21 protein-coding genes are annotated in these 19847 nt (G+C 67.2%); 7 read left to right on the top strand and 14 right to left on the bottom strand.

Annotation, left to right across the window (positions count from 1 at the left end):
• Window positions 1-589 (bottom strand): NADP-dependent phosphogluconate dehydrogenase (locus B4F19_RS02900; RefSeq protein ID WP_292732737.1); only part of this gene is annotated, 589 nt, incomplete at its 3' end.
• An 84-nt stretch (window positions 590-673) separates the two neighbouring features.
• Here B4F19_RS02900 and B4F19_RS02905 point away from each other — a divergent pair.
• Window positions 674-1300: a hypothetical protein gene (locus tag B4F19_RS02905; RefSeq protein WP_292732739.1), complete on the top strand. Its 627-nt coding sequence runs from the start codon at window positions 674-676 to the stop codon at window positions 1298-1300.
• Between the two features lie 3 nt (window positions 1301-1303).
• Here the strand turns inward: B4F19_RS02905 and B4F19_RS02910 are convergent, their stop codons facing one another.
• The 6 genes from B4F19_RS02910 to B4F19_RS02935 all read right to left on the bottom strand — a co-directional run bounded on the left by B4F19_RS02910 (window position 1304) and on the right by B4F19_RS02935 (window position 5867).
• On the bottom strand, window positions 1304-2299 hold the full coding sequence (locus B4F19_RS02910) for a TIGR00341 family protein (RefSeq protein ID WP_292732740.1): 996 nt from the start codon (window positions 2297-2299) through the stop codon (window positions 1304-1306).
• Window positions 2300-2306: 7 nt separating this feature from the next.
• Window positions 2307-2657 carry a hypothetical protein gene (locus tag B4F19_RS02915; protein ID WP_292728846.1) on the bottom strand — a complete coding sequence of 117 codons (351 nt, stop codon included), beginning with the start codon at window positions 2655-2657 and terminating at the stop codon, window positions 2307-2309.
• Between the two features lie 70 nt (window positions 2658-2727).
• Complete coding sequence (locus B4F19_RS02920; protein WP_292732742.1) at window positions 2728-3957, bottom strand: Dyp-type peroxidase; 1230 nt, start codon at window positions 3955-3957, stop codon at window positions 2728-2730.
• Window positions 3957-4511 (bottom strand): copper chaperone PCu(A)C, encoded by a 555-nt coding sequence (locus B4F19_RS02925; protein WP_292732744.1) that lies wholly within the window; start codon window positions 4509-4511, stop codon window positions 3957-3959. Before B4F19_RS02925 ends, B4F19_RS02920 begins: the two co-directional genes overlap by 1 nt.
• Before the next feature lie 11 nt (window positions 4512-4522).
• Window positions 4523-5179, bottom strand: coding sequence for a copper resistance CopC family protein (locus tag B4F19_RS02930; RefSeq protein ID WP_292732746.1), 657 nt, complete (start codon window positions 5177-5179; stop codon window positions 4523-4525).
• 79 nt (window positions 5180-5258) lie between these two features.
• On the bottom strand, window positions 5259-5867 hold the full coding sequence (locus B4F19_RS02935) for a hypothetical protein (RefSeq protein ID WP_292732748.1): 609 nt from the start codon (window positions 5865-5867) through the stop codon (window positions 5259-5261).
• Window positions 5868-5956: 89 nt separating this feature from the next.
• On the opposite strand from B4F19_RS02935, the gene B4F19_RS02940 reads away from it, so the two are divergent.
• From B4F19_RS02940 to cydB, 3 genes are all read left to right on the top strand, one after another.
• Window positions 5957-6601 (top strand): helix-turn-helix transcriptional regulator, encoded by a 645-nt coding sequence (locus B4F19_RS02940; protein WP_292732750.1) that lies wholly within the window; start codon window positions 5957-5959, stop codon window positions 6599-6601.
• Window positions 6602-6762: 161 nt separating this feature from the next.
• Window positions 6763-8205, top strand: coding sequence for a cytochrome ubiquinol oxidase subunit I (locus B4F19_RS02945; protein ID WP_292732752.1), 1443 nt, complete (start codon window positions 6763-6765; stop codon window positions 8203-8205).
• A 12-nt stretch (window positions 8206-8217) separates the two neighbouring features.
• The gene (gene cydB / locus B4F19_RS02950) at window positions 8218-9249 is read left to right on the top strand and encodes a cytochrome d ubiquinol oxidase subunit II (protein WP_228177961.1); all 1032 of its coding nucleotides are present in this window, start codon (window positions 8218-8220) and stop codon (window positions 9247-9249) included.
• 60 nt (window positions 9250-9309) lie between these two features.
• Here cydB and B4F19_RS02955 read toward each other — a convergent pair whose 3' ends face one another.
• From B4F19_RS02955 to B4F19_RS02970, 4 genes are read right to left on the bottom strand one after another with little or no spacing between them, the layout of a single operon-like run.
• Complete coding sequence (locus B4F19_RS02955) at window positions 9310-10080, bottom strand: ABC transporter ATP-binding protein (RefSeq protein WP_228177960.1); 771 nt, start codon at window positions 10078-10080, stop codon at window positions 9310-9312.
• Entirely contained in the window at window positions 10077-10895 is an 819-nt protein-coding gene (locus B4F19_RS02960; RefSeq protein WP_228177959.1) for an ABC transporter permease, read from the bottom strand. The genes B4F19_RS02955 and B4F19_RS02960 overlap by 4 nt, the downstream gene beginning before the upstream one ends.
• Window positions 10892-11677: a molybdate ABC transporter substrate-binding protein gene (modA, locus tag B4F19_RS02965; protein WP_292732754.1), complete on the bottom strand. Its 786-nt coding sequence runs from the start codon at window positions 11675-11677 to the stop codon at window positions 10892-10894. Before modA ends, B4F19_RS02960 begins: the two co-directional genes overlap by 4 nt.
• A gap of 3 nt (window positions 11678-11680) precedes the next feature.
• Entirely contained in the window at window positions 11681-12073 is a 393-nt protein-coding gene (locus B4F19_RS02970; RefSeq protein ID WP_292732756.1) for a TOBE domain-containing protein, read from the bottom strand.
• Between the two features lie 173 nt (window positions 12074-12246).
• Here B4F19_RS02970 and cydD point away from each other — a divergent pair, with 173 nt between their 5' ends.
• Together cydD and cydC are read left to right on the top strand one after the other, a co-directional pair.
• Entirely contained in the window at window positions 12247-13908 is a 1662-nt protein-coding gene (gene cydD, locus B4F19_RS02975; RefSeq protein WP_292732758.1) for a thiol reductant ABC exporter subunit CydD, read from the top strand.
• Window positions 13905-15566: a thiol reductant ABC exporter subunit CydC gene (gene cydC / locus B4F19_RS02980; protein ID WP_228177955.1), complete on the top strand. Its 1662-nt coding sequence runs from the start codon at window positions 13905-13907 to the stop codon at window positions 15564-15566. Before cydD ends, cydC begins: the two co-directional genes overlap by 4 nt.
• Here cydC and B4F19_RS02985 read toward each other — a convergent pair.
• Entirely contained in the window at window positions 15563-17116 is a 1554-nt protein-coding gene (locus tag B4F19_RS02985; protein WP_228177954.1) for an SDR family oxidoreductase, read from the bottom strand. The two genes, cydC and B4F19_RS02985, sit on opposite strands and share 4 nt — an antisense overlap.
• A 9-nt stretch (window positions 17117-17125) precedes the next feature.
• Window positions 17126-17758 carry a GNAT family N-acetyltransferase gene (locus B4F19_RS02990; RefSeq protein WP_292732759.1) on the bottom strand — a complete coding sequence of 211 codons (633 nt, stop codon included), beginning with the start codon at window positions 17756-17758 and terminating at the stop codon, window positions 17126-17128.
• A gap of 89 nt (window positions 17759-17847) precedes the next feature.
• Here B4F19_RS02990 and B4F19_RS02995 point away from each other — a divergent pair, with 89 nt between their 5' ends.
• Window positions 17848-18399 carry a nitroreductase family deazaflavin-dependent oxidoreductase gene (locus B4F19_RS02995; protein WP_228177952.1) on the top strand — a complete coding sequence of 184 codons (552 nt, stop codon included), beginning with the start codon at window positions 17848-17850 and terminating at the stop codon, window positions 18397-18399.
• On the opposite strand, the gene B4F19_RS03000 is transcribed toward B4F19_RS02995, so the two are convergent.
• Window positions 18389-19765: a multidrug effflux MFS transporter gene (locus B4F19_RS03000; protein ID WP_374198014.1), complete on the bottom strand. Its 1377-nt coding sequence runs from the start codon at window positions 19763-19765 to the stop codon at window positions 18389-18391. The genes B4F19_RS02995 and B4F19_RS03000 overlap by 11 nt on opposite strands.
• Between the last annotated feature and the right edge of the window lie 82 nt (window positions 19766-19847).

The raw sequence follows: 19847 nt of genomic DNA on the forward strand, positions 1-19847 counted from the left end.
CGTACTCGATGCCGTTGTGGACCATCTTGACGAAGTGGCCGGCCCCCGACGGGCCGCAGTGCAGGTAGCCGAGCTCTTCGGGCGCGTAGTCGCCGGTACGCCCCGGCGTGCGCTCGATGTCGCCCTTGCCGGGCGCGATGGTCTTGAGGATCGGCTCGATCCGGTCGAATGCCTCGTTCGGACCGCCGACCATGAGGCAATAACCGCGCTCAAGGCCGAACACGCCGCCGCTGGTGCCGGCATCCACGTAATGGATGCCCTTGGGCTTGAGCTTCGCGGCCCGGCGCACATCGTCGCGGTAGTTGGAGTTGCCGCCGTCGATGATGATGTCCCCGGGCTCCAGCACCTCGGCCACCTGGTCGACGACATCGCCGGTGAGGCCCGCGGGGATCATGAGCCAGATCGCACGAGGTGCCTCGAGCTTGCTCGCCATGTCGGCGAACGACTCCGCACCCGTCGCGCCCTCGCCGGCGAGCGCGGTCACGGCATCCGCATTCACGTCGTAGACGACGCATTCGTGCCCGTCGTTCATGAGGCGGCGCACGATGTTCGCGCCCATTCGTCCGAGTCCGACCATTCCCAGTTGCATTCGTGATCCTCTGTTCCGCGGTATCGCTGACACGGCCAATCGATGCGGGCCTGCCTGCAGTCTAGAGAGCCATAGGATGACCGCGTGAGTGGAGATTCGCCAGCGACCCGTCCGCGCCGCGACTGGCTCGACATCATGGCGGTGTTCGTGTTGTCGATCACGGCAGTCCTCACGGCATGGTGTGGGTTCGAGGCCTCCAAGTGGGGCGGCGAGATGTCGATCGCGTTCAGCCAGGCATCCAGCGCACGAGTACAGGCAACCAGTGCCGAGGGCGAGGCTCGCGATGCACGACAGTTCGACCTGAGCGTCTACGCCGAGTGGGTCCGGGCCACCTACAACGGCGAAGAAGACCTCGCTGCCTATATCGAGGACCGGTTCAGCCCCGAGTTTGCCGTGGCGTTCGAGGCATGGGATGCCGGTGGACGTGTCGAAGCCGGTCCCTTCGCGGTGCCCGAGTACATCCCTCCCGGCACCGTCGAGGCGCAGGAACTTAACGAACGCGCGGATGCGAAGTTCCAGGAGGCGCTCACCAACAATCAGCGCGGCGACAACTATTCACTGCTCACCGTGCTCTTCGCCCTCGTGCTCTTCCTCACAGCGATGTCTCAACGCGACTTGGCGCCGTGGGCCCGGAAGTTCCTTCTGCTGGGCGCGACAGCTCTCGGGGCCGTCGGGGTCGTCATCCTCGCGACCTTCCCGATCCGGATCTGACTGTCAGCGGATCACGTAATCCGCTTCGGTCTGCACCCGCACCGAGACGCCGACGAACTCCGGTAGCCCATCCAACGCCGCAGCAAGGTCGGCCGTGTCGGGGATGTCACCGTCGTCGGTGACGACGTCGATGGTCGCGTTCACTCCCACCCAATGGACGCCGGTGACGGATGCCGAGGAGTCGGCGCTTATCCAGTCTTGCGCCGCATCCCGAATCGTCAGCCCCCACGAGGTCAGGGCGAAGGACACCGCGGTGTTGAAAGCGAGCGGGATGACGACGATGACGGCGGCGATTCCGACAATCACATACGCGCGGCGGCGACGAGCGGTCGGCAGCGAGCTCGGCTCGCGGGCATACCCCGCGAGCGTGAAGATGATGCTTCCCGCGATGATCAGCGCCACGACATTGGAGAGGAAGAGCCACAGGGCCCCCATCGCGGCATCCCACTCTCCGACGCCCGCACACACACCCACGACACCGAGCGGGGGAACAAGCGAGATCGCGATCGCGACACCGGGCAGCACAGTGCTCAGGTCGCGTCGAGACATCGCGAAGGCACCGGCGGTTCCCGTCGCCAACGCGGCTGCGAGGTCGAGCAGCCCGGGTGAGGTGCGCCCGGTGATCTGCGAGTTGCTCTGCAGCGCGGTTGGGTCAGCGACGAACACGGCGAACACCGCTCCGATGGCGATGACCACGACCACACCGATCACGACCCACAGCAGCGAAGTCACCACCAGCCGCAACTGCCCGACGACGATCCCGAGCGCAATCCCCAGGATCGGGGTGGCAAGCGGTGCAATGATCATGGCCCCGATGACCGTGGCCGTCGAATCCCCCAACACGCCGGCCGCAGCGATGATCGCCGACAGCACGAGCATGATCAGGAAGGCGGAGCGCTTGCGTCCGACTTCCCCCGCGCCGAGGTTCAGCGTGTCATGCAGCTCATCGGCAGACAGGCGCTGTGACGGCGGGATGAGTGCATCAGAGAGCCGAGACATCGCGGCCTCAACGGAAGAAGCTGTTGGCCCGCGCTGTGAACAGCAGCAGCAGGCCGATCAGCGGCAGCACCGCCGACCCCACAGCCGACCAGAGCTGCGCCGGCTCGGTGATCATGAGATACACCGAGCCGGCGATGTTCAGCACGAAGACGACGGCGGTCAGGATGCGGGCACCGTTGCTCCCGCCAAAGAGCCCCAGGCTCACCAGAATCGTGACGAAGCCAATGAGCATAGCGACGATGCCGAAGGTGATTTCGCCGCCGATCAGCAGCAGCACTCCCGCGATGATCTGCAACGCACCCGTAAGCCACGCGATGATCGCCACGAGCGTGACCCCGAAAGGACGCCTACCCGCCATGTTCCCCTCCCAGCGGGGCGTCCGCCCTGGCGGCATCCGTCCCGTCGGCATCACTGTAGCGGGAGCGGCGCTATGCGAGGAGGGTCTCTCCGACAAAGCCGCCCTCGGCGCATCCGGGCGGGACGGCAAAGACCGCCGAACCGATCGGAATCGTCCACTCGTTGAGCAGGTCGAGATCCGCGAGGCGCTGTTGCATCGGCACGTACTGCGCGTCGATGTCGGCCTGGAACGACGCGAAGATCAGTCCCGAGTCCGACAGCGCACCGCCGGTCGGAGCATCGTCGTAGTTGTACGGGCGACGCAGGATGCGCTCCCGAGGGTTGTCGCTGCGGGCCCGTCGCATGTGCGAAAACTCCGGGATGACAGGGAAGCCGATCGCGGTGCGGGCCTCGAAGTCCGGCTCGTCGGTTTCGACCGTCCCGGTCAGCGGCGCCCCGTTATCGAGGGTGCGGCCGACGGATTGCTCTCGGCCCGACCGATCGAGCTTGTCCCACGTGTCGAGGGTCATCCGGATGCGGCGCACGACCATTCCGGTGCCGCCGGCGAGCCATCCGTCCGAACTCCAGACCACCTCATCGAAGTCCGCCGTCCCCGCCTCGGGGTTGACGGTGCCATCGACCTGCCCGAACAGGTTTCGCATGCTGCGCTCGGGATACGCGCCGGCGGAGCGTCGGAACCCCCGCTGAACCCACCGCACGGTGGAGAACGACCGCGAGTCCTTCAACAGCATCCGGGTCGCGTGAGCGACGACCAGTGGGTCATCGGCCGCGATCTGGATGAGCAGGTCTCCGCCGGTGTAGGCCGGTTCGAGCCTGTCGATCGAGAACGCAGGGAGGGGCTTCAGCCAGACCGGCCCGGCCCCTCCTGCCCGCGCCACGAACTCGGGACCGAAACCGAACGTGACGGTCAGACGGGCCCTCGCCATCGCCAGCTCGGGCTCCGAGTCCGCCAGCGCCGGCTCGCCACGCGTCAGACGCGCCGCATCGTCGGTGAGGACCTTCATCATGCGCCGTTGCGCCTCACGCTGCACCTCGGGAAGCAGATCGAGTGCGACGAAGGTCCCGTAGGTCTGGGCCGCGGTGTCGATCCCTGCCTGGTGGGCGCCGTAGAAGGGAACGATCTCCGTTCCCTCCTGCGGAGTCGAACCGGATGCCGCGGGTGCTGGAGCATCCGGGGCGGAGGTCAGGGCGAGGTCGATGCCGATCGCCGCTGCAGCGCCGACGCCGGCGACAGCTCCCCCCACGAGGAACTGCCGCCGGGTCGACCCGGAGCGATCGGAGCTATTCCGATCAGCGGTCATTACTGGTCGTCACCGCCCATGTCCATGTCCGAGTGGCCCTCGTCCATGTCCATGCCGCCGCCGTTGTAGTTCTCGTCAGCACCGGTGAAGTCCTTCATCGGTGCTGTGAACTCCATCGTCGAGCCGTCCTCGAACGTGACGGTGAACGTCGCTTCGTCACCGGCGACCAGCGGAGCCGTGAGGCCCATCAGCATGAAGTGGTAGCCGCCCGGCTCGAGTGTGAGGCTGCCGCCCGCCGGCACGATGAAACCGCCGTCCTTCTCTTGCATGACCATGCTGCCGCTGCCGTCGTCGACCACCTCGTGCAGTTCCAACGTCGTGGACGCGTCGGAGGTGACCGAGACGATCGCAGCGTCGGTGTCGCCGGTGTTCTCGAGCTCACCGAAGGCTGCTGTCATGCCGCTGTCGGCAGCCTTGACCCAGGCATCCGTGATGGTGACGGAGTCGGCTTCGGTGGCAGTCGCTGTGCCGGTGTCCGTGGACGCGCAGCCGGCGAGACCGAGGGCCGCCGCGACCAGAAGGATGCCGAATCGGGTGGAAATACGGGTGTTCACAGGTTTCCCTTTCAGGGCTTCGGGGGTTCCTCGTCGGAACCCTGGCGGCCACGCCCGGCGCGGCCGCCAAGGAAGAAGAGAACCAGCCCGAACAGGGCGAGCGCAGATGCCGCCCCGATCGCGCCGATCAGAACGACACGCGGAATGCCGCCGTCCTCTGCCGCCGAGTCCAGCGGCGCGGTGGTCGCGTCATCGGAAGGACCACCGGTGGTCTGATCTGCTGTCGGCGTGGGTGAACTCACGGCCGTGGAGGTCGCCGTCGGCGTCGGGGATGCCGCTGCCGGATCATCCACCGTGAAGGGGATGAGGCCGGAGATCGGATGCCCGTCCGACGAGACGACCCGCCACCGCACTTCGTATGCGCCGTTCGGCATCCCCTCGTCGAGGGTCACCGTCAGGGTGTCGAAGTCGATCTGGATGTCGCCGGCGACCCAGTCGTTCTCCTGAGCATCCGCAACGATCACGGCTGCGCCCATCTGCATGATCTCGCCCGAGAAGATCAGCTCGACGGCGGTCGGGGCCACCGTGAGCTGCTCGTTCTGCTGCGGGGAGCTCGCGACGAGCTCGTCGTGCGCCCACGCGGGTGCGGCGACGAGAGACAGCGCGACGGTGGCCACCGCGACCGAAGCCGCGAAGGCTCCGGCACGGGCGCGAAGAGACAACGACATGAGGAACGCCTTTCGTGAGTGAACGTCGATACGCCTCCCCCGGCGCCGAGTCGGAAGCCGCGGGAGTCGAGACAGAGAGTCAGACCACGAAAGACAGAGGCGGACCGCGTCGCCGGACGAGCGAGACAACGGGGGCCGAACGCAGCGGCGCCGCCGGGGTACACACGATCCCGGGTCGCTCAGCGACCGCAGGAAGCCTGACGACACCGGAGAGGATGCGCCGGCGCACCCATGCGAGCAGCTCGCGAGCCAGGACACCAAGCCGGATGACGAGTCGTTCACCCCGGTACAGCGCCGCGACCGTGAGCACGGCTGCCGCGAGGTGCGCGAACCACATCGACAGGTCAGCGGCGACTGGCGTTGCTCCCGTCGACAGATCGAGGACAGGGAGGCCATGGACGTGGCCGGTGGCGACTGTTCCTGCAGGGGCTCCGCTGTCAGCGCCGAGGACGAACAGCAGGTGGAACAGGAGCTGACTGAGGACCACTGCGACACCCAGTCGCGGCAGTGAGAGCGCGCGGCCGACGAGCACCGTACACACGGCGAGCGAAAGCACCCACGGCACGGCGATTCCCAGCCACGAGGGCATCGCTCCGCCCGCTGCGACGTGCGAGAACAGCGCGACGAAGGTCGCGATCGACGCGGCGACTGAGGCGCGGATGACGCGCGTCGCTCGCGATCGGGACATGCATCCATTGTGGCAAACATCGACCGGGCCCCCGCCCATGGGACCTTATTCCCGGTTGGGCGAGCCGATCGGCGACCCATAATCCTGCTATGACCCGCGTTACCTACAGTGCGATCTCGAGCTTCTCCCGCGTCCGCATCCTGTTCCTGCTGCAGGCGCGACCCGAGCGGACCGTCACCGAACTGTGCGAGGCGACGGGCCTGCACGCGAACACCGTGCGTGAACACCTGCAGCGGCTCGTCGACGGCGGCTACGTGGTGGCCGAGACCGAGCACCGCACCACACGCGGCCGCCCGCGAGTGCTCTATTCGGCAGCGACCGGGCAGGACAGAGACTCGACCAGCGCAGTCGCACGCCACAAGGCCCGGGCTGCTGCGCAGCGCGGTGACCTGATGCGTCGGGTCATGCCGTGGACGGATGTCGACGACCTGCCGACAGAGGCCGTCCATCAGCTCGATGCCCTGGTGGAGGATCTCGGGGACGCCGGGTTCGATCCCATCGTCGACGAGTCGACACTGACCGTCGACCTCTCCCCCTGCCCCCACGCCTCGGCCAGCGCGCGCGACCGGGAGACGCTGTGCGCTGTGCACCTGGGCCTCATGGACGGCGTGCTCTCCCAAGCCGGGGGGCCGCTCCGGGTCGACTGCATGACGGCGTCCCGGCATCCGGAGCGGTGTGTGGTCAAGCTTCTCGCCGGGCAGGCCTCGCGTACCGCGGAGCTCGTCGCGAGCTGACCGGACCAAGGTCCTCCTCCGGCATTGCCGCCAGCGAGGTACCGTGATGTGGTCAGACACCGGCAAGGGCGACTTATTCACGGCCCTAACTTTCACCCCGGCTGATAGAGCCGGGGGTAGCGTGACCACCAGTACACAACCTCGATCTGGGGGGAATAATCATGGATCTGCTCGATCCGCTGCTGCTAGCCCGATGGCAGTTTGGCCTCACGACGCTGTACCACTTCCTGTTCGTGCCGCTGACCCTCGGCATGTCGGTCACCGTCGCGATCTTCCAGACCGTCTGGTACCGCACCGGCGACGTCAAGTGGCTGCACCTGACGCGGTTCTTCGGGAAGATCTTCCTGATCAACTTCGCGATGGGAGTCGTGACCGGCATCGTGCAGGAGTTCCAGTTCGGCATGAACTGGTCGTCCTACTCGCGTTTCGTCGGTGATGTCTTCGGCGCCCCCCTCGCCTTCGAAGGGCTGATGGCGTTCTTCTTCGAAGCCACCTTCATCGGCCTGTGGATCTTCGGATGGGACAAACTCCCGAAGGGGCTGCACCTGGCATCCATCTGGATCGCCTCGATCGGCGCGCTGCTGTCGGCATACATCATCATCGCTGCGAACGCGTTCATGCAGAACCCGGTCGGCTACCAGATGGCCGAGGACGGCTCGCGCGCCGAAATGAACAACTTCCTCGAGGTCGTCTTCAACCCGATCGCCCTGGCGGCGTTCCCACACACAATCTTCGCGGCGTTCATGTTCTCGTCGGGCGTGGTGATCGCCGCGGCGGCCTGGCACATGGCCCGCAAGCGAAACATCGAGATGATGCGCCCCGCCCTGAAGTTCGGGCTGTGGGGCATGATCGTCGCCTTCGCTGGCACCTTCCTGGCCGGCGACCAGCTGGGTCTGGTCATGGTCTCCACCCAGCCGATGAAGATGGCAGCTGCCGAGGCGCTGTTCAACTCGGCGTGTGGTGCTGACGCATCGTTCTCGATCTTCTCGATCGGAACCCCCGACGGCACCGGTGAAATCTGGTCGATCCGCGTCCCGTATCTGCTTTCGCTGCTGTCGACACACACGCTCGACGGATGCGTCGAAGGCATCAACGACCTGAACGCGCAGTACGCCGCGCAGTGGCCGGATCTTGCCGCGCAGGTGGACGGCGTCTTCAACCCCGTGCTGTGGATCACCTACTGGTCGTTCCGCTGGATGATGGGCCTCGGCTTCCTCGCGACCTTCATCGCGATCGTGGGCCTGTGGCTGACCCGCAAGAACGCCAAGCGCGAGGTGCCCCGCTGGGCGTGGAGCGTCGCGATCTGGACGGCACCCATCGCACTCGTAGCCTCGCTCATCGGCTGGGTGTTCACCGAGATGGGACGCCAACCGTGGATCGTGTTCAGCCTCATGCTGACCGAAGACGGCGTATCGCCGAGCGTTCCCGGCTGGTCGGTGCTGATCTCGCTGGTCGCCTTCACCGCTATCTACGCATCGCTTGCGGTGGTCGAATTCGGCCTCATCCTCAAGACCGTGCACAAGGGACCGGATCCGCTCCCCGAGCCGGGCAGCGCGGATGCCGAACCGACCTCACGCGAAGACACCCCGACGACGGTCTACTAGGAGCTGATCATCATGGATCTCGCATACCTCTGGTTCTGGATCGTCGGAGTGCTGTTCGTCGGCTACTTCGTGCTCGACGGCTTCGACTTCGGCGTGGGAATGTCGCTCCCCTTCCTCGGCAAGGACGAGGTCGGAAAGCGTCAGATCATCAACACGATCGGTCCCGTCTGGGACTTCAACGAGACCTGGCTCATCGTCGCCGGCGCCTGCCTGTTCGCGGCCTACCCCGAGTGGTACGCGTCGCTGTTCAGCGGGTTCTACCTGGCGCTGCTGCTGATCCTGCTCGCCCTCATCCTGCGCGGCGTCTCATTCGAGTACCGCCACCAGCGCGAGGGCCTGCGGTGGAAGAAGGGCTTCGACACGATGATCGTCATCGGGTCGGTGCTGCCGGCGCTGCTGTGGGGTGTCGCTGTCGCGAACCTCGTCCAAGGTGTGCCGCTGGATGAGAACCACGAGTACACCGGTTCTCTCCTGACGCTGCTCAACCCGTACGGACTGCTCGGCGGCATCACGCTCGTGCTGGTGCTCTTCCTGCACGGCCTGTACTTCATCGGCCTCAAGACCGACGCTCAGGTGCATCAGGATGCCAAGCGCCTCGCGACCCGGGTCGGGTTCATCACCGTCGTGGTCGCTGCAGCGTTCCTGATCTGGACGATCTTCATCGCTGCAGCTCACGAAGCGCCGCTCCTGCCGCTGGTGATCGCAGCCGCAGCCCTGGCGGCCGTCGCCCTGCTGCTGTCGATGTTCTTCCACACGAAGGAGCGCGAGGGCTGGGCGTTCACGGCGGGGATCTTCACCGTCGCGTTCGCGGTACTCACGCTGTGGATGTCGATGTTCCCGAACGTGATGCGCTCGTCCACGGATGTCGCGTTCAGCCTCACGATCGAGAACGCCTCGAGCACCGACTACACCCTCACGATCATGTCGTGGGCGGCGCTGATCTTCCTCCCGCTGGTCCTCGCGTACCAGGGCTGGACGTACTGGGTGTTCCGCAAGCGCGTCACCCGGTCGCGGATCGAGAAGGCGGAGCTCGTCAAACACTGAACCGGCCAAACACCGAGATTGTCGAGGACCGCCTGGCGCTGCGCCAGGCGGTCCTTGCGTTCAGCCGTCGTCGCCGATGCACCCTGCAATTCGCACGTGGTCTGAGAGCGCCCGCGCAAACGGCGTCGCAGGATGACCCATTACCTCGCGAACCGACCCGTACTGCGTCACTCGCCCCCGCTCGATCACGACGAGTCGGTCGGCGATGGCGAGGGCGTCAACCGGATCGTGGGTGATGACCACAGCCGTGCTGCATAACTGGTCTGCCAGCAGCATCCGGATCTCTGCCGCCGTCTGAATATCAAGCGCGGTCAGGGGTTCATCGAGCAGCACGAGCCGCGGTTCCACGGCAAGTGCGCGAGCCACAGCCACCCGCTGCTGCTGCCCACCCGAGAGCTGGGCCGGCATCCGATTGCCGAACCCGGCAAGTCCGACGCGGTCGAGCCATTCATCGGCGGCATGCCCTGACTCGGTGCGGGAATGACCCCGCGCGCGAGGGCCGAACGCAACGTTCTCACGGGCACTGAGGTGAGGAAAGAGGCGGGCCTCCTGCCCGAGCAGCACAACCCCGCGATCCATCGGAGCGACATGGATGCCACGGCGGGCCGTGCCCCCTCGCACCGAAGCGTCGGCAATCACATCCCCGTCGAGTTCGATGCGACCGGCATCCAGGCGGACGAAGCCGGCGAGCGCAGCCAACAACGTCGACTTCCCCGCGCCGCTCGGCCCCATCACCGCAACCCGCTCGCCCGGTGCGAGATCCAGGTGCAGGTCCAGGTCGAAGAGCGATGATCGGATGACCCGCATCCGCGCCGAAAGCTGTGCCGTCATCCGGGAACTCCCCGTCTCGGTGCCTCGCCTCGCCACCCGCGCACGAGCAACAGCACAGCCAACGCCGTCACCAGCAGGAGCAGCGAGAGCGCCACTGCAGTTCCTTGCGTGACACCGGCCCCGTTGAAGGCTGTGTAGATCGCCAGCGGCATCGTCTGGGTCACCCCGGGCGCATTGCCGGCGAACAGCGCCGTGGCGCCGAACTCACCGATCGCACGTGCGAAGCTCAGCACCACGCCGGCGATCAGCCCGGGTGCTGCGAGGGGAAGAGTCACGCGGCTCAGAATCACCCATCGCCCGGCGCCGAGCCCAGCGGCGACCTGCTCGAGATCGGTGCCCGTGGCGCGAAGCGATCCCTCCACGGCCAGGACCAGGAACGGCAGCGCCACGAAGGTCTGGGCCATGATGACCGCGGTCGTGGTGAACGGCAACGCCATGCCGGCCTCGGCGAGCAGGCTACCGACCCAGCCGCGACGCCCGAACAGAAAGAGCAGGGCCACTCCCCCCACCATCGGGGGAAGCACCAGGGGAACCGTCACGAGGGCTCGCAACACCGCAGCCGTGCGAGGCGACGACCGGGCGATCAGCAAGGCGAGGGGAAGGCCCAGCAGCACACAGAGCCCCGTCGCGGCCAGTCCCGTTCCCAGCGACAACCCGAGAGCTTGTGCAGCCTCGGTCGAGGTGATGTCAGCCCAGAAGGTGCCCCACTGCACCCGGGCGATGAGCGCGATGAGTGGCAGGACGAGAAACGCGAGGCCGAGCAGCGCCGGAACGATCAACGCACGCGGAAGAAGCGTTCCGGTTCCCGTGCTCACGGCGCGCCGAATCCGAACGAAGCAAGGACGCGCTGTCCTTCGAGTCCGCTGACATAGGTGATGAACGCTGCCGCTGCCTGAGGCGAGGCGGCGGCGCGGAGCGCAGCGATGGGATAGAGATTCACGACGGCCTCGGCACCATCGGGAACGATCGATTCGACGTCTTCGCGACCGGCGACATCCGTGCGGTACACCAGGCCCGCATCGGCCTCGCCGGCAGCGACTTTGGTGAGCACCGCGGTGACGTTCTGCTCGAGACTCGCGGGTGCGACTGACACGTCAGCACCCGCAAGGAGCCTCTGCGACGCCGAACCGCACGGCACCTCCGGAGCACATAAGACGACAGACAGGTCCGGATCGGCCAGGTCGGCGAGCTCTGAGACATCCGCCGGGTTGCCCGCGGGCACGACGATCACGAGAGTGTTCGAGGCGAACAGCTGCGGAGCCTCGGCAAGCCCGGCATCGACAACTGTCGCCATGGTCGACTCGTTCGCTGCGGCAAAGACGTCAGCTGGCGCTCCCTCGACGATCTGTGTCGCCAGGGTGGCGGAGCCGTCGTAGGTGATCGGGCGGACGTCCACGTCGGGGTAGGCGTCTTCGAACCGCGCGGCGATCTCCGTGAACGCCCCCTGGAGCGACGCCGCAGCGAAGACCGTCAGCTCGCCAGAGACCTCGGGCGTCGAGGCGGTCGGTGATTCGTCTGTGTACACCGCCGAACAGCCGGCCAGAACGAGCACGAAAGTAGCGGCGAGCGCGGCGCGGGCTACGAGCGGAAGAGTCACTGCTCAGTCCTTCGGTGCTTCAACGATGACTGTCGTCGCCTTGACGACTGCCGCGGCAAGCGATCCGACCTCGAGGTCTAGCTCGCGAACGGCCTCTGCTGACATGAGGGATACGACCCGGTGGGGGCCGGACTGGATGTCGACCTGGGCCATCACCCCGTCAATCTGCACACGGGTCACCAGGCCCACGAATCGATTACGGGCGCTCGAGAGCACGTCGGATGCCTCGGCTGCCTGCTGTGCGCGCTCCACCGCGCGCTGGGCGAGCGCGTCGCCGGGGATCTCGGCCGGGCTTGCTCCCGTTGTGGCGAGATTGCCCGCCTCAATCCACCGCCGGACGGTGTCATCGCTCACCCCGAGCAGACGGGCAGCATCGGCAATGCGATAAGCGTGCATCCTCAAACCCTAACATTCCGTGAATGCGGGCATCTGGAGGTATAAGTTCCGCTTGCGCGGCCTGCCATGCGGATTCTTTCCGATGCAGCGGCCGCAGATGCCTGCCGCAGCAGCGGGACCTTTGGCACGGTCGACCTGGGCGTCGGCCCGCCGAAATGAGGCAGACTCGATTCATGCCCGCCGAGCAGGACCGACCAGCCCGTCGGGGACCTGTCGACCCTCGTCTCCTTCGTTACGCGCGAAGCTCCCGCGGCTTCTTCGCCCTGATCGCGGTCATCGGCCTTGCCCAGACCTTGACGATCGTCGCCTTCGCCTGGTTCCTCACGACGGGAATCGTTAGCGCGATCGACGGGGTGCGGCTGAACGAGCTAGCGCCGACGCTGATGGCGCTCGGCGCCACGATCGCTGTGCGCGCTGTCTTGATCTGGGCGCGGGAGGCAGCTTCATCTCGAGCTGCCGCACGCGTCGAGAGCGAGTTGCGCGATCACCTCGTGGGCGCAGTCAGCACACTCGGTCCGGAGTGGCTCGCGAACCGGAACACCGCGCAGCTCGCGGTAACTGCGGGCCGCGGACTCGAAGCCCTGGATGCCTACTTCGGCCGCTACCTGCCGCAGCTGGTGCTCACCGCGATCGCCACCCCCATCCTGGTCGGTGTCATGTGGTGGCAGGACTGGCTCAGCGGCCTGATCGTGCTGCTGACCCTCCCCCTCATTCCGATCTTCATGGTTCTCATCGGGCTAGCCACCCGAGCCGTGCAGCAGCGCCAGTGGCAAACGCTTGGCCAGCTCGCCGCGCGCTTCAGCGACACCGTGCAGGGGCTGTCGACCCTGAAGGTGTTCGGCCGTCAGCACCGCGCCGCGGCCTCGATCGAGAGCGTCACGACACGGTACCGGCGCGAGACGATGAAGGTCCTCCGGGTCTCATTCCTCTCGGGCTTCATGCTCGAGTTCCTCGCCTCGATCGCCGTCGCGATCGTCGCCGTCACGATCGGCTTCCGCCTGCTCGACGGTTCCCTGGCTCTCACGGTCGGCCTGTTCGTGCTCCTCCTCGCACCCGAGGCATATCTCCCGCTTCGTCAGGTCGGCGTCCAGTTCCATGCTGCAGCGGAGGGCGTCGCCGCAACCGACGACATCTTCGACGTCCTGGATGCCTACTCCACCACGGTCGGCGGAGGTGGGCGGTCCCTAGACACCCGAGATGGAGCCGAACTCGTGCTCGATGAACTCACCGTCCATCGCGGTGAGCGTGTTCTGCCCGCCATCAGCCTTCGGGCCCGGCCCGGCCTCGTGACCCTCATTGAGGGCCCCAGCGGCGCGGGCAAGTCGAGCATCCTCGCCGCTCTGCGCCGTGCAGCGGGCTACTCCGGCGCAGCCAGCTACGGTGGCATCGAGATCGCCGCCCTCGATCCTGCCGGATGGCTCGCCTGGGCGGGGCAGCAACCTGGACTCATCTCCGGCACTGTCGCTGCGAACGTCGCCCTGGGCGATACCCGCCCCGATGCCGCGCTCGTCGCCCGGGCGCTGCGCTTGGCGTGCGCCGACGAGATCCACCCCGAGAAAGAACTCGGCGTCCAGGGAGCAGGGCTCTCCGGCGGCCAGGCGCAGCGCGTCGCGGTGGCGCGGGCGTTCTATCGACACCTCCGGAAAGCGGCGAGCGTCATCGCGCTCGACGAACCCAGCGCGGCACTGGATGCCGAGACCGAGGCGCGACTGTGGGCATCCGTTCGCGAGCTCGCCGACGCCGGCGCGACAGTTCTCTTGGTTTCCCATCGCGAGAGCGCGCGCGCGATCGCCGATCAGATCGTCACGGTGACCGTGAGCGAGGTGATGGCATGACCACGGCACGCGACGTCCTCCGGGGCGCGATGCCGCCGCTGCGTCGGTTCTGGCCGGGAGCGGCTTCCGCGTTCATCTCAGAGGCGTCAGCGGTAGGGCTGCTGGCGACCAGCGCGTGGCTGATCGTTCGCTCCAGCGAGATGGTGCCGGTGCTCTATATCTCTGTAGCGGTCGTCGGCGTGCGCTTCTTCGCGCTGACCCGATCGGTCTTCCGGTATGTCGACCGGCTCGCCGGGCATGACGCTGCACTGCGCCAACTCGCCACGACACGCACCGACATGGTGCGCCGCCTCATTCCGCTCGCGCCCGACGGGCTCACCCGCACCAGGCGCGGGTCTGTCCTCGGCGCACTGGTGGACGACGTCGACGATCTTCAAAACCTGCCCCTGCGCGTCGTGCAGCCTCTGGTCGCATCCGCGACAGTGGCGCTGGCAGCTGTCGTACTCGTGACGATCATTTCGTGGCCCGCGGGGCTGACGCTGCTTGCCTGCCTCGCCATCGCCGCGCTCATCGCTGTCGGCTGGGGGTGGGCAGCCGGCGCCCGGGCGGAGCGGGCGATTGCCCCCCTGCGCTCCCGGCTCGCCGATGCTCTCCTCGATCATCTCGGCAGCCTCGATGTGCTTCTTGCCTACGGCGCCGAAGAGGCCAGCCGCACCCGCATCCAGGAAGCCGACAGCAAACTCCGCCGCGCAATCATCCGGCGCACAGGCGCACAGGCTGGAGCCGCGGGGATCATCTCGCTGCTTGCGGGGGCCGCCTCGCTCGCAGCGATCCTCGTAACGATGCCCGCCGTCGCAACCGGAACGCTTACGGGCCCGAACCTTGCGGTGGCGGTCCTCGTCCCGATGGCGGTCTTCGAGGTCTTCGCCGCGGTGCCGCTAGCCGCCGCCGCCTGGCGCCAGGTTCACGCATCGGCAGAGCGCATCGCTGCAGCTCTCCCCGCCGAGCCCCCGGCGGGGATCGTCCGCGATGAGCCTCTCGCGACCGGAGCGGCCCCCGCTCTCGGCGACGGAATCGTTCTGCGCGATCTCTCGGCCACCTGGCCACACTCGGACGACGCAGCGCTGCGCGACATCGCGCTCGAGATCCGTCCCGGCGAAAGACTTCTGGTCGTCGGGTCATCGGGTGCGGGCAAATCGACCCTGGCGCACGCGCTGGTGCGCTTCCTCGACAGCACCGGCGAGTACCGCATCGGAGATACCGACGCGCACGCGATCGCCTCGGACGACCTGCGCAGAACCGTCGGACTGTGTGAGCAGAGCCCCATGCTGTTCGATGAAGACATCCGACAGAACCTGCTCTTTGCGCGCGACGACGCCACGGATGCCGATCTCGAGGCGGTCCTTGAGCGCGTCGGACTCGGACCGTGGCTGCGAGAGCGCGGCGGGCTGGATGCCCGGGTCGGTGAGCGGGGGCAGCTGGTCTCGGGCGGCCAAGCACAACGGATCGCCCTAGCCCGTGCGCTGCTGCATGGGTTCCCCGTCCTGGTTCTTGACGAACCGACCGCTGGCGTTGACCCCGCGGCATCGGATGCGCTGCTCATCGACCTGCTCTCGGCCGTCGAGCCGCACCAATGCGTCGTGCTGATCTCGCACGTCACCGTCCCGGAGGGATTGGTCGACCGCGTCGTGCGCCTGGAGCGCGGCGCTCTGGCCTAGACGTCAACCCGTTCCGCATCCTCGACGAAGGTCTCGGCGGTCGCCGCGATTCGATTGGCCATCCCGCTGAAGATGAACCCGTGGAAGGGCAGCACGGCGAACCAGTACAGGCGCCCGGCAAGTCCGTGCGGGAAGAAAACGGCGCGCTGCTCATAGCGCGATCCGGTCTCGGTCGGGACTGCCCGCAGTTCAAGCCACGCCAGACCCGGAACCTTCATCTCGGCCCGCAGCCGCAGGAAGCTCCCGTGCTCGATCGCTTCGACACGCCAGAAGTCGAGGGCATCACCGGCTGACAGCCGACCCTTGCTCCGGCGTCCGCGCTGCAGCCCCACTCCCCCCACGAGTCGGTCCATCCATCCCCGAATCGCCCACAGCAGGGGCGAGGAGTACCAGCCGTTCTGCCCACCGATGCCCTCGATCACCCGCCACAGCGCGGATGCCGGTGCGGGAGTCGTCGCGGAACGCTCATCGACGAACACGACCTGACCGGCCCAGTCTGGGTCACTCGGCAACGGGCTGGAGGGCACATCCAAGAGCTCCGCATCGGCCCAGCTCGTCTCGACGGTGTCCTCCTTCTCGCGGCTAAGAGCCAGAGCCACGGCATCCCGGTACCGCATGAGCCCGTCGCCTGGCCGAGGGATGAGATCATCGACAGCCCAGGAGCGCACGACACAGTCAACCTGCAGCGACTCGACCAGCGGGCGAGCGATAGCGGCGGGGATCGGCGTGACGAGGTTGACCCACAGCGAGGCGAGACGCGGGGTGAGCACGGGGAGTGCGGCAATCGCGCGCTGCGGGAGGCCCGCGACGACCGCGTACCCGTTCATCATCTGCCCGTACCGCAACACGTCGGGGCCGCCGATGTCGACGGCCGTGTTCACCTCAGCGGGAACGTGCGCCGCACCGAGCAGGTAGTGCAACACGTCGCGCACCGCGATCGGCTGGATGCAGTTGCGCACCCACTTGGGCGCTGGCATGTAGGGAAGAACATCGGTCAGGTGCCGCACCATCTCGAACGACGCCGACCCCGACCCGATGACGACACCCGCCTGCAGCACGAGCGTCGGCACTCCCGAGGCGAGCAGGATCTCGCCGACCTCGACGCGACTGCGAAGGTGAGGCGACAGCGGAGCGTCGTCGGGATGAAGGCCACCGAGGTACACGATGCGGGCCACGGATGCCGCAGCTGCGGCATCCGCCACGGTGGTGGCAACGTCGTGGTCGGTCTGCTCGAAAGACCGACCCGACATCATGGAGTGGATGAGGTAGTAGAGAACGTCAACGTCGCGCACGGCGTCGGCAACGGCATCCGGGTCCTTCGCGTCGCCAGCGACGACCTCGACGCGATCGCCCCACGAGAAGGCGGCGACGCGCTCCGGATGGCGGGCAAGCACCCGCACGCGATATCCGGCGTTCAGAAGCCGCGGAACAAGTCGTCCGCCGAGATATCCGGTGGCACCGAGCACGAGCGTGCGCGGCTTCTCGCCGTCGGCACGGGCTGAAGCTGCGAGAGCAGGCTCGCGGCCGGTCGGGGCGGTGAGGTCTTCCACACCGGCAGGCTAACGCGGACCCGACCCCTCGGGGCCGCCCAGCGACATTCCAAACGCTTGAACTCCCTCGTGCGAGGCGAGCCTTGCGAACCCGAGACGGTCGTAGAAGGCGAGAGCTGACGTGTTGGCCGCATCGGCGACCAGGTGCACGCCCGAGACTCCGCGCTCACGGAGGGTCTCGATGAGCGCGTCGATCAACCGTCGCCCCCATCCCTGGCCCTGCGCCTGTGGGAGCAGGTCGATGTGCAGATGAGCGGGATAGGCGTCACCGTAGGGTTCGGCTCCTGCGCGTCTGGCGGCTGCATAACGCAGGATGCCGGCGGTTCGCTCCGCACGCGGATCTCCGGCGTCGACATCCGGAGCCCACCGCGACCGGCGCTCGGGCCACCACGACGTGCTGAACCAGTCCTCGAAAGACCTCGTATCGGGCGCGCAGACGAGATACCCGACGGGCTCACCGTCGACGTCGACCACGAAAGCGTAGTCCGGGTGCCGCGCAAGGTAGGGGCGCAGGAACACCTCGGGCCAGATCTCGTCGTCGGTCAGGATGCCTTTCGCATCGGCTCCGGCATCCGCAGTGCGAATGCACACCGACGACAGCGCCGCCTTGTCCTCGGGGCGAAATGCTCGAATCCTGGCCACGCCCCGATCGTACGCGGGGGTGGCTACCCTGCAATGAGGTGCGAGGATGGCGGGGGGAGGACGAACGCGTGGGTGTGAGCACTGGTCGGGTGTCCGAGATCGCACAGCGCATCGCGCGGCCGGTGCGCAACCTGCTCCGCGCGCTTCTGGCGCCTCTCACCAGAACCCGGCTCTTCCGCGCGGCAGGTCCCCGCCTGCTCCCCCCGGTCGAGCGGTTCTTCGCCGCCCTCAGCGGCGGCCGAGTGCAGCTCAGCGCCGTCCTGGTTCCCTCACTCGTTCTCCACACGACCGGGGCCAGAAGCGGTCTCATCCGTGATGTTCCGCTGATGTACACCCCCGACGGACAGGGCCGGGCGATCGTCGCCGGGACCAACTTCGCCGGCGAACGCCACCCCGCTTGGACGACGAATCTGCTCGCCCATCCGGATGCTGCGATCACGGTTCGCGGGCGGCGGATGCTCGTGCACGCGACCGTCATCCCAGACGACCAGCGAAACGCCGTATGGGCTCGCATCGAGTCGCAGTGGCCCGGTTATCGCGCGTACGAGCGAGAGTCCCACCGCACGGTGCGGCTGTTCCGGCTTCAGCCCGTGCTGCGCCACGCAGCGACAGCGGGCTGGGAGCCGGATCCTACGGAGTGAGGGCCTGCACCGTCCGCGGCCGCACGATCGTCCACAGTGCGATGACCGCGATCGCTCCGCATCCGACCATGACCGATGCCATTGTCGTGGCGGTGATGCCGGCACTGGCAGAGAGCCAGCCGACGAGAGGCGAGACCGCGCCTGCCACACCGAAGTTCACGGCGCCGAGGATGGATGCTGCCGTCCCCGCCGCCTTGCCGTGGCGATCGAGCGCGAGCACCTGCACACACGGGAAGCCGAAGCCGACCGACGTGATGAACAGGAAGAGGGGAACCATCGTTCCCCACAGGCCGAGACCCAAGCTGTCGGCGAGGATGATGGCAGAACCGAACACGACGGTGCCGGCCGTCGAGAACGCCAGCACCCACTGGGGGCCGAACCGGGCAGCCAGCCGCGAGGCCATCTGCACACCGAAGACGATGCCCAGGGAGTTCACGGCGAACAGCAGACCGTATGCCTGCGGATCGAACCCGTAGCCCTCCTGAAAGAGGAAGGGCGAGGCCGACAGGTATGAGAACAGGCCGCTGAAGTTCATCCCGCCGATCACCAGAACGCCCAGGAACACGCGGTCGCTGAGCACCGACCGGTAGCGCTGCCAGGTCGTGGTGCTCCCCTTGTCGTGCCGACGGGCCGGCGGCAGGGTCTCGGGGATGATGAAGATCGTGCTGACGAGCATCACCACGCCGTACACGGCGAGAACGACGAAGATCCCCTGCCACGGCATGACGATCAGAAGCGCCGAGCCGATGAGAGGCGCAACGACCGGGGCAACACCGCTCACGAGTGCGAGTCGACTGAGCATCACGACCAGCCGCTTCCCGCCGAACAGGTCGCGCACGATCGCCATTGCAACCACGCCTCCCGCGGCAGCCCCCACTCCCATGAAGAACCGGGCGGCGCCGAGGGTGATGAGCGTCGGCGAGAGCGCTGCAGCTGCGCTGGCCAGCACATGCAGCACGGTCACGGCGATCAGCGGCATCCGTCGCCCGACTTTGTCGCTGAGCGGGCCTACGACCAGCTGCCCGACAGCGAAGCCGATCATCGTGCCCGTCAGGGTGAGTTGAATCGCCGCCGACGTCGTCTGGAAGTCGGCCTCGAGCACCGGGAAGGCCGGGAGGTAGAGGTCGATCGTGAACGGCCCGAGCGCCGTCAGCGCGCCGAGCAGGATGATGTACAGCACGCGGCGCCGCGTGGGGATGGCATCGCCGGGGTGCAGCATGACCGGCGCTGTTGCCGGGTTGGCTCCAAGGGTGCGGATCGCACCGGTCGCCGAACGAAGCCGCACCGATCCGGTCGGGGTGAGCTCCGGCCGGTCAGCAGCAGACGCGTCCGCGGGTGTTACGGGAATGGAGGCAGTGTCGAGCACGGGTTCCGTTCAGGGGGAGGTTGCGCGGGATCGGAGGACCCACGCCCCCGATCGGCGTCGAATCGATTCGACTCCATGATAA

This window comes from Microbacterium sp. UBA1097 (genome assembly GCF_002313585.1).
Classification (GTDB): domain Bacteria; phylum Actinomycetota; class Actinomycetes; order Actinomycetales; family Microbacteriaceae; genus Microbacterium.